10 protein-coding genes and 1 pseudogene are annotated in these 14,356 nt (G+C 70.7%); 4 read left to right on the top strand and 7 right to left on the bottom strand.

What is annotated here, in order from left to right; all coding sequences use genetic code 11:
• The first annotated feature begins 4 nt into the window (after positions 1-4).
• Positions 5-1,249 (top strand): saccharopine dehydrogenase C-terminal domain-containing protein, encoded by a 1,245-nt coding sequence (locus tag Q9S36_RS19215; protein ID WP_311286521.1) that lies wholly within the window; start codon positions 5-7, stop codon positions 1,247-1,249.
• Positions 1,250-1,288: 39 nt separating this feature from the next.
• Positions 1,289-1,519: pseudogene (locus Q9S36_RS19220) on the top strand (UTRA domain-containing protein); the annotation flags it as partial.
• A 21-nt stretch (positions 1,520-1,540) separates the two neighbouring features.
• Here Q9S36_RS19220 and Q9S36_RS19225 read toward each other — a convergent pair.
• The 3 genes from Q9S36_RS19225 to Q9S36_RS19235 all read right to left on the bottom strand — a co-directional run bounded on the left by Q9S36_RS19225 (position 1,541) and on the right by Q9S36_RS19235 (position 5,223).
• Complete coding sequence (locus Q9S36_RS19225; protein WP_311286522.1) at positions 1,541-2,824, bottom strand: CotH kinase family protein; 1,284 nt, start codon at positions 2,822-2,824, stop codon at positions 1,541-1,543.
• A gap of 164 nt (positions 2,825-2,988) precedes the next feature.
• Positions 2,989-4,152, bottom strand: coding sequence for an acyl-CoA dehydrogenase family protein (locus tag Q9S36_RS19230; protein ID WP_217529244.1), 1,164 nt, complete (start codon positions 4,150-4,152; stop codon positions 2,989-2,991).
• Positions 4,153-4,272: 120 nt separating this feature from the next.
• Positions 4,273-5,223 (bottom strand): M15 family metallopeptidase, encoded by a 951-nt coding sequence (locus Q9S36_RS19235; protein ID WP_311286523.1) that lies wholly within the window; start codon positions 5,221-5,223, stop codon positions 4,273-4,275.
• Positions 5,224-5,319: 96 nt separating this feature from the next.
• Here Q9S36_RS19235 and Q9S36_RS19240 point away from each other — a divergent pair, with 96 nt between their 5' ends.
• Positions 5,320-6,378, top strand: coding sequence for an Rv2578c family radical SAM protein (locus tag Q9S36_RS19240; RefSeq protein WP_311286524.1), 1,059 nt, complete (start codon positions 5,320-5,322; stop codon positions 6,376-6,378).
• Between the two features lies 1 nt (position 6,379).
• On the opposite strand, the gene Q9S36_RS19245 is transcribed toward Q9S36_RS19240, so the two are convergent.
• Positions 6,380-6,805 carry a GNAT family acetyltransferase gene (locus Q9S36_RS19245; protein WP_311286525.1) on the bottom strand — a complete coding sequence of 142 codons (426 nt, stop codon included), beginning with the start codon at positions 6,803-6,805 and terminating at the stop codon, positions 6,380-6,382.
• A 22-nt stretch (positions 6,806-6,827) separates the two neighbouring features.
• Positions 6,828-8,873: a DEAD/DEAH box helicase gene (locus Q9S36_RS19250; RefSeq protein ID WP_311286526.1), complete on the bottom strand. Its 2,046-nt coding sequence runs from the start codon at positions 8,871-8,873 to the stop codon at positions 6,828-6,830.
• A 233-nt stretch (positions 8,874-9,106) separates the two neighbouring features.
• On the opposite strand from Q9S36_RS19250, the gene Q9S36_RS19255 reads away from it, so the two are divergent.
• Positions 9,107-10,009 (top strand): aldose 1-epimerase family protein, encoded by a 903-nt coding sequence (locus Q9S36_RS19255; RefSeq protein ID WP_311286527.1) that lies wholly within the window; start codon positions 9,107-9,109, stop codon positions 10,007-10,009.
• 3 nt (positions 10,010-10,012) lie between these two features.
• Here Q9S36_RS19255 and Q9S36_RS19260 read toward each other — a convergent pair whose 3' ends face one another.
• Positions 10,013-13,306 (bottom strand): efflux RND transporter permease subunit, encoded by a 3,294-nt coding sequence (locus Q9S36_RS19260; RefSeq protein ID WP_311286528.1) that lies wholly within the window; start codon positions 13,304-13,306, stop codon positions 10,013-10,015.
• An 86-nt stretch (positions 13,307-13,392) separates the two neighbouring features.
• The gene (locus Q9S36_RS19265) at positions 13,393-14,355 is read right to left on the bottom strand and encodes a DNA topoisomerase IB (RefSeq protein ID WP_311286529.1); all 963 of its coding nucleotides are present in this window, start codon (positions 14,353-14,355) and stop codon (positions 13,393-13,395) included.
• Position 14,356: the final 1 nt, after the last annotated feature.

Raw genomic sequence — 14,356 nt, forward strand, 5'->3', positions numbered from 1 at the left:
CCGCATGCGCATCCTCATCATCGGCGCCGGCGGTGTCGGCAGTGCCGCCGCCCGCATCCTCCGCCGCCGCGACTTCTTCGAGGCCGTCGTCATCGCCGACTACGACCCGGCCCGCCCCGAAGCGCTCGTGGCGGAACTCGGCGATGAGCGGTTCGCCGCCGCGCAGGTGGATGCCTCGAGCGCCGAGTCCGTGGCATCCCTGCTGCGCGAGCACTCCGCCACCCATGTGCTGAACGCCGTCGACCCGCGGTTCGTCATGCCGATCTTCGACGGCGCCTTCGCGGCCGGGGCGACGTACCTCGACATGGCGATGAGCCTGTCGCAGCGGCATCCGGAACGCCCCTATGAGGAAGTGGGCGTGAAGCTCGGCGACGCGCAGTTCGCCAAGGAGCAGGAGTGGAAGGAAGCCGGGCGCCTGGCGCTCGTCGGGATCGGCGTCGAGCCGGGCCTGTCGGACGTCTTCGCCCGGTACGCGGAGGACGAGCTGTTCGACGAGATCGACGAGCTGGGCGTGCGCGACGGGGCGAACCTGGTCGTCGCCGGGTACGACTTCGCGCCGTCGTTCTCGATCTGGACGACGATCGAGGAGTGCCTGAACCCGCCCGTGATCTACGAGGAGGGGAAGGGCTGGTACGTCACCGAGCCGTTCAGCGAGCCGGAGGTGTTCGACTTCCCCGAGGGCATCGGTCCGGTCGAGTGCGTCAACGTCGAGCACGAGGAGGTGCTCCTCATGCCGCGGTGGACGAAGGCCAAGCGCGTCACGTTCAAGTACGGGCTCGGCGACGAGTTCATCGAGGTGCTGCGGGTACTCAACAAGCTCGGCCTCGACAAGACCGAGCCGCTGTCGGTGAAGGGTGTGCAGGTCTCGCCTCGCGACGTCGTCGCGGCGGCCCTGCCCGACCCCGCGACGATCGGCGACAAGATGAGCGGCAAGACCTGCGCGGGCGTCTGGGTGACGGGCACCGGCAAGGACGGGAAGCCCCGCTCGACGTACCTGTACCACGTGGCTGACAACGAGGAGACGATGCGCGAGGACAACTCGCAGGCCGTCGTCTGGCAGACCGCGATCAACCCCGTCATCGCGCTCGAGCTGCTCGCCCGCGGCACCTGGTCGGGCAGGGGCGTCCTCGGCCCGGAGGCGTTCGACGCGAAGCCGTTCCTCGACCTGCTCGCGGCACCGAAACCCGAGGGCTACGGCTCGCCGTGGGGCATGCGCGAGCAGCCGCATCCCGTCGCGTCGGAGGCCTGAGCCGCGGGTCGCACGGCGAGGTCCCGATCCGGCCGGGGCGACGACGTCGTCTTCGTGCGCCGGCAGCGCAGCACCGACGGCGTCCCCGTCGCGGTGTTCGAGAACTACCTGCCGTCGGAGTTCGCTGACATCACCCGTGAGCAGCTCGAGGAGCACGGGCTCTACGAGATCCTGCGCGCGCGGGGCGTCACCATCCGGGTCGCGAAGCAGAAGATCGGCGCGCGCAGCGCCCGCGGCGACAGCTTCGAGACGACCCTCGTCGCCAAGTAGGCCCGCCTCACGCCGCCGAGGTCAGTCCGCGAGCCGTTCGAAGGATGCCGTCAGGTCCGCGGCATCCGCGGCGATGACGTCGGCCTCGACCAGGTCGCCGGCACCGGCCACGAGCGCATCCGACCAGGTCTGGAGGATGTCCTCCGCGGCGCCCGAGCCGTAGAAGAGATCCTTCAGCTCCTCGAGCTCGCTCTCGTAGAGCGCGTGGAAGTCCTCGTCGGCGAGAAAACGCGAGGCCAGGGTGTTCGAGCCGCCGCGACCCCCGCCGCCGCCCATCTGCGCGCCCGCGTCGTCACCCGGCAGGGTGGGCCGATCCGCAAGGGCGTCGCCCTCGGGCGCTCCCACATCACCGCGGTCGGGTGCTACCGCGTCGCCGCGGTCGGGCATCGCCATCCCGACCCCGCCGGCACCGCCCGCTCCGACACCGCCCGGCGACGCGCCGAAGGCGAGATTGAGATCCCAGTTGACGACGGTCATCAGGGCGGTGTCGGCGTCGTAGGCGAGGTAGGAGTTGTTCCCCGGCCCGTCGATGTCGTCGAAGTTGTCGACGACATCCTGGAACGCGAGGTAGGTCGCGAACTCCGTGACGTCGAGGTGCTGCGACAGTTCGGCGCTGAACGTCTCGTCGTCGGAGTCGTTGATGAACTCCAGGAAGGAGATCAGCGGGGTGAGGTCGTCGTCGCCCGCCTCCTGATCGAAGACGTCCATGTACGACTCCGGGTCATCGCCGCGGTAGGAGTAGTCCCCGCCCGACTCGGCCTTGTACAGCGCTGTCGCGCCGAGAGTGGAGTCGTTCCAGCTGTCGCCCGGGTTCTCGACGACCAGGCGCAGCGCGGTCGACCCCGCGATCGTGAACCGTGTGGCGGCGGCCTGTTCGCTGGCGAGGCCGGCCAGGTCGAGCAGGTCGAGCGCGACGGCTTCGTTCAAGGCGGTCTCGGAACTGTTCCCCCGGACGACGAACTCGGTGATGCCCTCGTGGTTCTGGCCGTCGACGAACTTGTCGAGCCGGATGATCCACGGGATGCCGCTCGGGTCGTCGTCGCTCGTGACGCTCTTCAACGACGAATTGCCCTTCAGCTTCAGCCCCGCACCCTCATAGACCTCGCCGTCGATCGTGACGGCGGCCTCGATCCATTCCTTGTCCCCGGTGCTCTCGTACGTCTCGAGCAGCTCGGCGAGCGCGTCGTCGTCCACGTCGACCGAGATCGAGTGGACGGTGGAGGAGTCCCAGAAGCTGGCCGTCGAGGTCGAGAGACGTGCGGCATCCGTTTCCCCTCCCTCTCGTCGGTGGTGGGGGCGACGCACCCGGCGAGAACGACGGCACCCGCCGAGACGAGAGCGAGCGAAAGAGCGAGGCGGAGGTGTCGAATGGGCATGCGCCGATCCCACCCCGCCGTCCTTAACCGCGCCTAAGACGCGGCTAACGTCAGCATTCGGGTTCGTCCCCCCGCGCCGCCGAGGTCCTCGGGTCAGCGCTTGCCGGCGATCCGGCGCGAGACGATGTCGCGCATGATCTCGTTCGTGCCGCCGTAGATGCGGTGGACGCGGGCGTCGAGGAAGGCGCGCGCGATCGGGTACTCCATGATGTAGCCGTAGCCGCCGTGCAGCTGGACGCAGGCGTCGAGCACCTCCCACTCGCGCTCGGTGGCCCAGAACTTGACCTGAGCGGCATCCTCGGCGGACAGCTTGTTCTCGCCGTACAGGGTGATCGCGCGGTCGACGTAGGCCCACAGCGCGTCGACGGTCGTGACGAGGTCGGCGAGGGTGAAGCGGGTGTTCTGGAAGTCGATGATCCGCTGACCGAAGGCTTCGCGGTCCTTCGTGTACGCGACCGTCCACTCGACGCCCGCCTGCGCGGCCGCGGCGCCCGCGACACCGATCGACAGGCGCTCGAGCGGCAGGTTCATCATGAGCTGGATGAAGCCCTTGCCCTCTTCGCCGCCGATGAGGTTCGCGTCGGGGACGAAGACGTCGGTGAAGCTGAGCTCGGCCGTGTCGTGGCCGTGGAAGCCCATCTTGTGCAGCTTCTTGCCGTGGTCGAAGCCCGCCATGTCGGCCTCGAGCAGCAGCAGCGAGAAGGCGTCGGGCCGGTTGCCCTCGCCCGTCTTCACGAACACGACGAAGATGTCGGCGGTGGCGCCCGACGAGATGAAGGTCTTCGCGCCGTTGACGATGTAGCCGCCGTCGGTCTTCTTCGCGGTCGTCGAGATGCCGCGCAGGTCCGATCCCGCACCGGGCTCGGTCATCGCGAGCGCACCGATGATCTCACCGGTCGCCATGCGGGGGAGCCAGGTCTCCTTCTGCTCCTGCGTGCCCATGTGCACGAGGTAGGGCACGGCCAGGTCGTCCTGGATGCCGAAGGCGCCGGCGAGCGATCCCGCACCGGCCCGGATGACCTCTTCATTGACGATCGTGCGGAAGCGGTAGTCCTGCAGCATCCCCGCGCCGCCGAACTCCTCCGGCACGCTGAGCCCGATCACACCGGCCTCGCCGGCCGCGCGCATCGTCGCCCGGTCGATCTCGCCGGCGGCATCCCACTGTTCGCGCTTCTCGTTGGTGACGTAGCGCTTGATGAACTCCTTGACGACGTCGCGGAACGCTTCGTGGTCCTCGTCGTAGATGTTCCGCTCCATGTGCGGACCCCCTTCGTGTCGGCGCGACGCTGCGCTCGTGGGCGGCGTCGCCACCCTCCACTGTACGCGCGCCGTGGGATCGGATGCCAGGGTGAGCGCGACTGAGTTCCGCGACGAGCCTCAGCCGTATTCGGGGGCGGGCTCGAGTCCGAAGAACTCCTCGAGGGTGTGGAAGCCGCCGTCGGCGTAGGCGGCGGCCAACTCACGGCCGATGAACCGCAGGTGCCACGGCTCGGCGGAGTAGCCCGTCGTCGCGGTGCGTCCCTCCTCGTAACGGACGATGAAGCCGTACCGCCAGGCGTTCTCGGCGATCCAGTCCGACTGCGGGGTGCCGCCGAAGCCGTCATGGTCGCCGCATCCGGAGTCGCATGCCACGACGTCCACGGCGAGTCCGGTCTGGTGCTCGCTGTGGCCGGGGCGTGCGCTCCGGAGGTCGGCGGCGGCCTTGCCGCGCATCGAGACGTAGCGGTTGTACGTGTCGACCTGGAAGTCGTAGGGGCGGAACCCGCTGCTCACCCCGATGGTGCCCGCCGCGGCTCGCACGTCGGCCGAGAGCTCGTCGAGCGCCGCCGCCGTCTCGTCGAGCAGCCACCCGCCCGCCACGATCCGGGTGTCCTGCGGACGCGCCTGCGGTGTGGGCCAGTAGTCGATCGGATCGAGGGGATGCCGCTTGTTCGCGACCACCCAGAGGCGCCCCGCCTCGTGCAGGTCGACGCAGGGGGCCGCGCCGTCGGCGATCGCCGCGCGGAACGGTTCGGCGCCGCCGAACGCGGCGATCACGTCGCGGTCGGAGCCGTTTTCGAGCGCCGCGGTCACGGCATCCGTCTCGCACAAGGCCGGCTCGGCCTCGGGGGTCTCCGGCGTCGGCGTCGGTGTGCTCGTCGGCACGGACGAGGGCGGAGCGGGGGTGGATGCCGGTTCGGCGACGGCGTCGTCGGGGGCGAGGGCGCGCGGGAGGACGACGACGAGGGCGATGATGAGCGTCGCGACGAGGGCGAGCAGGACGACCGCGCGGCGCTGGCGTCGCCGACGGAGCACCCGCCGCCTCGCGGCGCTCCTCGACTCTGACACGTGATCATTGTCCCAGGCCGGAGAGTGCGTCCTCGATGTTCTACTCTACCGGGCGCGGCATTGACTCTTCCCTCGCAGATGTGTTCGACTGAGGAGATGCGGTGGGAGGGGCAGGACATCTCGACGGTCGATGAGGCCGCCCTGCCCGGGCTCGAGTCGATGGGCGGTCTCGTCCGCTCGGTGACGACGCCGGAGTTCGCCGGGATGACTTTCCACGAGGTGGTCGCGAAGTCCGCGCTGAATCGCGTGCCGAGCGGTTCCGCGATGCCGTTCTCGTGGACCGTGAACCCGTATCGGGGCTGCTCACATCGTTGCGTCTACTGCTTTGCTCGGCAGACGCACACGTATCTCGACCTCGACGCCGGGGCCGACTTCGACTCGCAGATCGTCGTGAAGGTGAACGTGGCGGAGGTGCTCGCGCGGGAGCTCGCCAAGCCGTCGTGGCGGCACGAACCGGTCGCCCTCGGCACGAACACCGATCCCTACCAGCGGGCCGAGGGCCGCTATCGGCTGATGCCGGGCATCATTGACGCCCTCGCCTCGAGCGGCACGCCGTTCTCGATCCTCACGAAGGGCACGCTGCTGCGCCGCGACCTGCCGCAGCTGACGGATGCCGCGACCCGCGTCCCGATCCACATCGCCATGTCGATCGCGATCCCCCACGAACCGTTGCGTCAACTCCTCGAGCCGGGCGCGCCGTCGTTCCAGGCACGGCTCGACACCGTGAAGGCCGCGACGGATGCCGGTTTCTCGGTGACCGTGTTCCTCATGCCGATCGTGCCGCACCTGACCGACGGGATCGACGTGCTCGACGACGCGATCGCGCGGATCGCGGCATCCGGTGCGCGTCGGGTCGTCTTCGGCGCCCTGCACCTGCGGCCGGGCGCGAAGGAGTGGTTCTGGCAGTGGCTGGAACGCGAGTGCCCGGACCTCGTGCCGGCCTACCGCGGTCTCTACCCCGGCGTCTCGGTCTCGGCGCCGAAGGGATACCGCTCCTGGCTGTCCGCGCGGGTGCGTCCGCTGCTGCGTAAGCACGGACTGCACGGCAGGCTCGAAGAGGAGGACACTCCCCCGCGCGGGCTCGGCCCGGTGCGGACCACGGGTCCGGTCATGAAGACGGCGACGCGCGAGCAGGCGGCAGCGATGCTGTTCTGACTCAGTCGTCGGGGATGAGGCGTTTGCCGAGGACGGAGGTCGCGTCGCGCGCGTAGCCGATGCCGTCGTAGAACTCCGCGACCGCGTCGTTGCCCTCGCGGACCATGAGCATGACCTTCGGGCATCCCAGGACCTCGAGCCGGCGCTCCGCCTCGGCCACCAGCATCCGCCCGATCCCCTCGCCGCGCCGGTCGGAAGCCGATGCGAGGTAGTACAACCAGCCGCGGTGCCCGTCGTACCCGGCCATGACCGAGCCGACGACGCGGTCGCCGTCCGCCGCGACCAGAAGGAGGTCGGGCCAGACGGCGCGGGCACGCGCGATGTCGCGGTGCGGGTCGTTCCAGGGGCGGGTCAGGCCGGCGTCGTGCCACAGGGACACGACCGCGTCGACGTCGGGATCACCGAGCGGGCGGATGACGAGCGGCATCCGCCCACCCTAGTGACACCGCTCAGGCGTCGACGTTCGCGGCCTGACGACCCGTGATCTCCTCGAGCACGTCGTCACCGATGCGCGCCTCGTCGAAAGGCGCATCGATCTCGGCGCGCTCGAGCATCTCGGTCATGCGCCGACGACGCTGACGCGTGATCAGCGTGACGACCGTGCCCGCGCGGCCCGCGCGACCGGTGCGGCCCGAGCGGTGCGTGTACGTCTTGTACTCGTCGGGAGCGTCAGCCTGGACGACCAGGTCGATGTCGTCGACGTGGATGCCGCGCGCCGCGACGTCGGTCGCGACGAGCACGTTCACCTTGCCGTCGGTCAGACGCTGCAGGTTGCGGGTGCGCTTGGCCTGGTTGAGGTCGCCGTGGAGGGCGACGGCGGCGATCCCGGCATCCTCGAACTGCTCGACGAGCATCTCGGAGTACGCACGGGTCCGCGTGAAGACGAGCGTCTTGCCGTCGCGGTCGACGAGCGAGGTGAGGATCTCGGCCTTGTCGCGGTGGTCGATCACGAGGACGCGGTGATCGATCGTGCTGGTCTCCTGCGTCTCGCCCGCAACCTCGTAGACGGCCGGGTTCACGAGGAACTCGTCGACCAGAGCAGCGACCTCGCGGTCGAGCGTGGCCGAGAAGAGCAGCTTCTGCGCGTCGTCCTGCACGAGGCGGAGGATCCGCTGCATCGGCTCGAGAAAGCCCAGCTCGCTCATGTGGTCGGCCTCGTCGAGGACGACGATCCCGACCTCGGACAGGTCGAGCTTGCCCTGCTTCTCGAGGTCCTCGATGCGGCCCGGGGTGCCGATGACGATGTCGACGCCCTTTTTCAGCGCGCCGACCTGGCGGCCCTGGGGGACGCCGCCGTAGACCTGCGTCGTGAAGAGGCCGACGCTCTGCGCGAGCTCCTGCACGGTGCGGTCGATCTGCAGCGCGAGCTCGCGCGTCGGCGCGAGGATCAGCGCCTGCGGCGAACGGCCCCACGCGCGGCGCTTGCCGGCCTGGCCCCGCAGCACACGCTCGACGAGCGGAGCACCGAAGGCGATCGTCTTGCCCGAGCCGGTGCGGCCACGGGCGAGGACGTCACGGCCCTCGAGGATCGGACGGACGGTGGCCGCCTGGATCGGGAACGGGCTCGTGGCGCCGAGACCTTCGAGGGTGCGCACGATGTTCTGGCCGAGCCCGAGGTCGGCGAACGACGCCTGCTCGACGGATGCGGCATCCACCGCTTCGGCCTGGAGACGCTCGTGGACGACGTCGACGTGCTCCTGGTGCGCCTTCGACTTCTCGGCGGCGTTCTCCCCACGGCCACTCCACGCGCCGCTGCCGCGCCGCGCGGAGCCTCCGGCCGCGTGGGCCCAATCCGACCGGTTCGCGCGCTCGTCGCGGCGGGGCCGGTCGTCGCGGCGGGGCCGGTCGTCGAACGAGCGCGCGGTGCGGTCGGCGCGGTCGAAGCGCGGGCGCTCGGGGCGGCCAGTACCGCGGAATTCGCGTGCGTCACGGCCGTTTCCGGCGTCACGAGGGGCGCGGGGGTCGGAATCTCCGCGGTCGTTGCCACGGTCGGCGCGGTCGAAGCGGGGGCGCTCGGTCCGGCCGAACCGCGCGCGATCGTCGCGCTCGGGGCGGCCGTAACCGCGGACATCCTGCCCATCCCGACGCGAATCGGCCCCACGGGGGCCCCAACGATCGAAATCTCCGCGGTCGTTGCCGCGCTCGCGGTCGAAACGCGGGCGCTCGCCACCGGCGCGATCGAAACGCGGGCGCTCTGCGCCACCGGCGCGGTCGAAGCGGGGGCGCTCGCCAGCGGCGGCGCGGTCGCCGCGGGCGTGCGAGCGGATGCCGCGGGCCTCGGCCCGGCCGGCGCGGTCCTGCTCGGTCCAGCGGCCCTTCGCGGGTGCCGACTCCTCGGCGGCGCGGAAGCCGCGGTGCTTGGGGCTCTTGCTGCCGGCGGTTCCGGCGGAGGCCTGGCCGGGGCGGCGCTTGGCGTCCTGGTAGGAGGTCTTCTTGCCGTAGCGGGGCTCGAAGTTCTGCGCGCGGCCGCCGGCCGGCTTCTTGTTCTTGGGCATGCGTGTGCTTTCTGGGTTCTCGCACGAAACAGCGCCGTGCGCGCACGCACGGTGAGACCCGGACTTCCGTCGGCCGGGGGCCATTCCAGTTACTGGTTCCGACACCACGGAGCGGGTGTCGAGATCGGCCCCGAGGACTACACAGGATGCCCGCGCACAGCGCGGTGTCCTCCGCCGACGGGTCCACGATACCCGGCCCACCTGGGAACCCGCCGCGCCGATACGCTGACCGCATGGCCGCCGACCCCACCGGAACCCGCTTCACCCTCCACGCCGCCGACGTCTCGGCCGAGATCACCGAGGTCGGTGCCGCGCTCCGGGCGCTGCGCGTCGGCAGCGTCGACCTCGTCCCGGACTACCCCGACGACGCGCCGACACCCGCGGCATCCGGCATCGTCCTGGTCCCCTGGCCCAACCGCATCCGCGACGGCCGCTGGGAGGACGACGGCGAACTCCGCCAGCTCGCGATCACCGAGCCGAAGCTCGGCAACGCGTCGCACGGGCTGCTGCGGTTCGCGTCGTACCGGGTGGAGGAGCAGACGGATGCCGCGCTCACCCTGCGGGCCGACGTCGTGCCGCAGACGGGGTACCCGTACCACCTCGCCACTCGCGTGACCTATCGCCTCGGCGAGCGCGGCATCCGCGTGACCCACGAGATCACGAACATCGGCGACGGCGACGCCCCGGTCGCCCTCGGGACGCACCCGTACTTCCGGATCTCCGACGTCGACACCGCCGACCTGTCGCTGCAGGTCGGGGCGCGGACCTGGTTCCGCCTGGACGATCAGAGCATCCCGGTCGCCGAGGAGCCGCTCGACGACGAGCACGACCTCCGCACGCCCCGGCGCGTCGGCGACCTGTCGCTCGATGTCGCCTTCGCGGGACTCCCCCGCCGCGACGGACGGATCCATGCGCACCTGATCGCCCCGGACGGGCGCCGCCTCACGGTGTGGGCGGGCGAGGGATTCGAGTACGTCCAGGTCTTCACGACCGACCGCTTCCCGGGGCACGACCTGGCCGTCGCGATCGAGCCGATGACGGCGCCGGCCGACGCATTCAACTCCGGCCGGAGCCTGCGACGTCTCGCCCCTGGCGAGAGCTGGACGCTCGAGTGGGGCGCCGACCTCGTCGGCTGACCCTCACTCCTCGCGCCGCGGCTCCTCGTCGGACGCCGCCGACTCCTCGACCGCCGGCGCCTCGACCGCCGGGATCTCGATGTCCGGGGCCTCCTCGATCACGAGCGCCGTGTCGACGGCCGCCGCGCCGGTGACGGCTCCCGCCGAGGCCGCGGCATCCCGCCGCGCGCGACGCGTGAGCGGCTCCTCGGTCGCGGTCGTGGCGGGCACGACGTCGCCGCGCTTGGCGGCGCGACGCTCCTTGGCGCCCTCGACGAGGTTGTAGAGCGCGGGCAGCACGAGCAGGGTCAGCACGGTCGACGACACGAGTCCGCCGATGACGACGATCGCGAGCGGCTGCGAGATGAACCCGCCGTGCCCCGTGATCCCGAGCGCCATCGGCGTGAGCGCGAAGATCGTCGCGAGGGCCGTCATGAGGATCGGCCGCAGTCGGCGCGCACCGCCGGCGAGCACCGCCTCGGGCGTGGACAGACCCTTCTCGCGGTACTGGTTCACGAGGTCGATGAGGACGATCGCGTTCGTGACGACGATGCCGACGAGCATCAGCACGCCGATGAGAGACGCGACGCCCAGCGGCACACCCGAAACGATCTGCAGCAGGATGGCGCCGGTCGCTGCGAACGGCACCGAGACGAGCAGCAGCACCGGCTGCCGCAGCGACTTGAAGGTCGCGACCATGACGATGTAGACGATGAGGATCGCCGCGAGGATCGCGAGTCCCAGCTGCGCGAAGGCGTCCTGCTGCTGCGTCACGACCCCGCCGATCTCGGCGTCGGCACCCTGCGGCAGGTCGACGTCGGCGAGGGCGGTGGTGACGGCCGCGTTCGAGGCGTTCAGGTCGTCGGTGGCCGGGGTGACGGTGACGGATGCGGTGCGCTGACCGCGCTCGCTGGTGATCGACGACGGTCCCTCGGACTGCTCGACGGTCGCCACCTCGTCGAGGCGTACGAGGCCCGACGCGCTCGCGATCTCGAGCGAACGGAGTTCGTCGATCGTCTGCGGGATGTCGGCGGCCTTCAGGTACACGGTGAGCGACGCGTCGTCGATCTCGACGGTGCCGATCTGTCGCGGCTGCATCGTGTTCGACACGAGCCCGCCGACGGCGACCTCCGACAGGCCCAGCTCGGCCGCCTTGTCGCGGTCGACGGCGACCGAGACGAAGGGGAGGGATGCCGAGAGGTTCGAGTCGACCTGCTCGATGCCCTTCGCGTCTCGCAGCGCGGCGACCACCGCGTCGGTCGCGTCGCGCAGCACGCCCGCGTCCGGCGCGGTGACGTCGACCTCGATGTCGGTCGAGCCGAAGCCGCCCTGCGCCGCCGAGACGACGACCTCACCGGCATCCGGCAGGTCGGCGACGGCCTGCTGCACGTCGGTGCGGATCTGCTCCTGGTCGGCGTCGGGGTCGGTCGTGATCGAGTAGGTGATGCCGGTGCCGCCGCCCGAGAACGCGTCGCGGAGGGCGGACCCGCTCGAGCCGATCGAGGTCTGCACCGTCTCGATGCCGTCGACGTCGAGCAGGACCTCCTCGACGCGCTTCGCGGCGGCGTCCTGGGTCTCGAGGCTCGCGGTGTCGCCGACGTTCTGCGTCACGGTGAAGGTGTTCTGTCCCGAATCGCCGAGGAAGTTGACCTTCATGAGCGGGGCGGCCAGGACGGTGCCGCCGAGGACGAGGACCGCGAGCAGCAGCGTCACCACCGAGTGCTTCAGCGTCCAGCGCAGCACCGGCAGATAGGACTTCTGCAGGCGGCTCGGCGGCGCGGCCGGGTCTTCGGGGTCGATCGCCCGACCCGCGGCATCCGTCACCGGCTTGCCCGGCCGCAGGAACCAGTACGCGAGGACGGGCACGATGGTCAGCGCGACGAAGAGCGACGCGAGCATCGCGATGGTGACGGTCAGCGCGAACGGACGGAACAGCTCGCCGGTGAGGTCGCCGACGAAGGCGATCGGCAGGAACACGGCGACGGTCGTGAGGGTGGAGGCCGTGATCGCCGCCGCGACCTCGCGGACGGCGAGGAGGATCGCCTGCAGCTTGTCGGCGCCGCCGACGTAGTGCCGCTTGATGTTCTCGATGACGACGATGGAGTCGTCGACCACACGGCCGATCGCGATCGTGAGGGCGCCGAGGGTCAGGATGTTGAGCGAGTAGCCGAAGGCCTGGATGCCGATGAACGTGATGAGCACGCTCGTCGGGATCGAGATGGCGGTGACGAGGGTCGAGCGCACCGACAGCAGGAAGATCAGGATGACGACGACCGCGAACGCGAGCCCGAGGAGCCCCTCCTGCGCGAGCGCCTCGATGGACTGCTCGATGTAGGGCGCCTGGTCGAAGACGACCGTGATCGTCGCGCCGCTGCCGATGTCGTCCTGCAGCGCGCCGATGGCGTCGCGGACGAGGTGCGAGACGTCGACCGTGTTGGCCGCGGGGAGCTTCGTGATCGACACCGTGAGCGCGGGCTTGCCGTCGACGCGCGAGATCGAGGTCACCGGATCGGTGTCGAGGACGACGTCGGCGACGTCCCCGACGGTGACCTTGCCGACGGCGAACTGGTCGGCGTCCGTGGGGACGAGCGGGAGCGCGGCGATCTCGTCGATGGAGTCGAGCTTCGTGCCGGTCTGCACGGTGAGGGTCTGGTCGCCCTCGTCGATCGTGCCGCCGGGGAACAGGACGCCGTTCTGGTCGAGCGCGTCGGTGATCGCGGTCTGCGTATACCCGTCGGCGGCGAGCGCGGCCTGGTCGGGGGTGATCGTCACCCGCGAGGTCTGCCCGCCGATGATCTGCGCGGCGGCGACTCCGTCGAGGTCCTCGATGTCGGGGACGACGGCGTTCTCGAGCCGTGTCTGGACCTCGGTCGCGTCGTCGTATCCCGTGACGGCGAGCGCGATGACGGGGAGGTCGTCGGTCGAGAAGGCGAGGACGCTCGTGTCGAGACCGTCGGGCAGCGTGTCGTCGATGCGGTTGATGGCCTGCAGGATCTTCTGCTCGGCGGTCGCGAGGTCGGTGCCGTAGGCGAAGGATGCCCGGATGATCGACGCGTTCGTCGTGCTCGTCGACGACGTGGACTCGAGGTCGGGGACGGCCTGGATCGCCTGCTCGATCGGCGTCGAGACGTCGTTGTTGACGACGTCGGGGGATGCGCCGGGGTACGTGGTCAGGATCGACAGCTGCGGCAGCTGGATCGGCGGGATCAGCTCCTGCTTGAGGCTCGTGAGAGCCAGTCCGCCGAAGATCGCCGCGACGATCGTGATGAGCGCGATGAGCGCGCGGTTCTTGAGGCTCAGGACAGCGAGGTTCGACAACGGAGGCCCATTTCCACGGTGCAGGTGAGGGATGCGGGGGTGCGCGTCAGTATTTCACGGCACCCCACCCGCGGGGCTGGGAGGGGTCAGGTGAGGATGAGCGTCCGGATGGCGGATTCGGGCGACACGGTGGTGTCGAGCAGGATGCCGCGACGGTAGCGGTCGAACACGCGCGGGTCGATGTACGAGCTGCGCGCGACCGACGGGGTGTTGCCGAGCGTCTCGGCGGTCACCTTGACCGCGAGGACCTCGGCGCGTTTGAGGTCGGACTTCTTCGTCGAAGGCCCGATGCGGGCGAGGGCGTCGGCGGCGGTGATCGTGCCCCGCAGGGTGCGGAAGTCCTTCGCCGTGAACGTTCCCCCGGTCATCGACCGGACGTAGAGGTTGACGTCCCGGGGCGTGAGGGCGACGCGGCGACGCCCGCGGAGGTAGGCGAGCAGCGGCGAGCTCGGCCTGCCCGCGACGAGCAGCTCCACGGCCGCGGCGAGGTCGGGGTCCTCGACCTCCATCTCCTGGCGCTGGCCGCTCTTGCCCGGGAAGCGCAGCGCGACGACGGTGCCGTCGACGACGGCGTCCCGGCGCAGCAGCGTGGTGAGGCCGCGGCTGCCGTGCTTGACGAGGTAGCGCTCGGCTCCCACGCGCGGCGCGGCGAGGTCGAGCAGCCGGAAGGCGGCGGCGAGCACGCGTTCCTGGTCGATGTCCTCGCGACGGATCGACGTCGTGACGCGTCCGCGCGCCCGCGGCAGCGCCTCGGCGAGCTGCAGCGCCCGGGCGTACTTGCCCTTGTCGCGTCCCGCCGTCCACTGCGGGTGGTAGCGGTACTGCACCCGCCCCGCCTCGTCGACGCCGGTCGCCTGGATGTGCCCGTTCGGGTCGGAGCAGATCCACACGTCCTGCCACGCAGGCGGCAGGACGAGGGCGCGCACCCGGTCGGCCTCCGCCTCCGGGAGGGGGTCGCCGTCCGCATCCACGTACCGGAAGCCGGTCCCTGAGCGCAGCCGGCGATAGCCGACGTCGGTGCCGGGCCGCACCCGCTTGAGCCGTGGCACG

The sequence above is a fragment of the Microbacterium sp. ARD31 genome, from assembly GCF_031844425.1.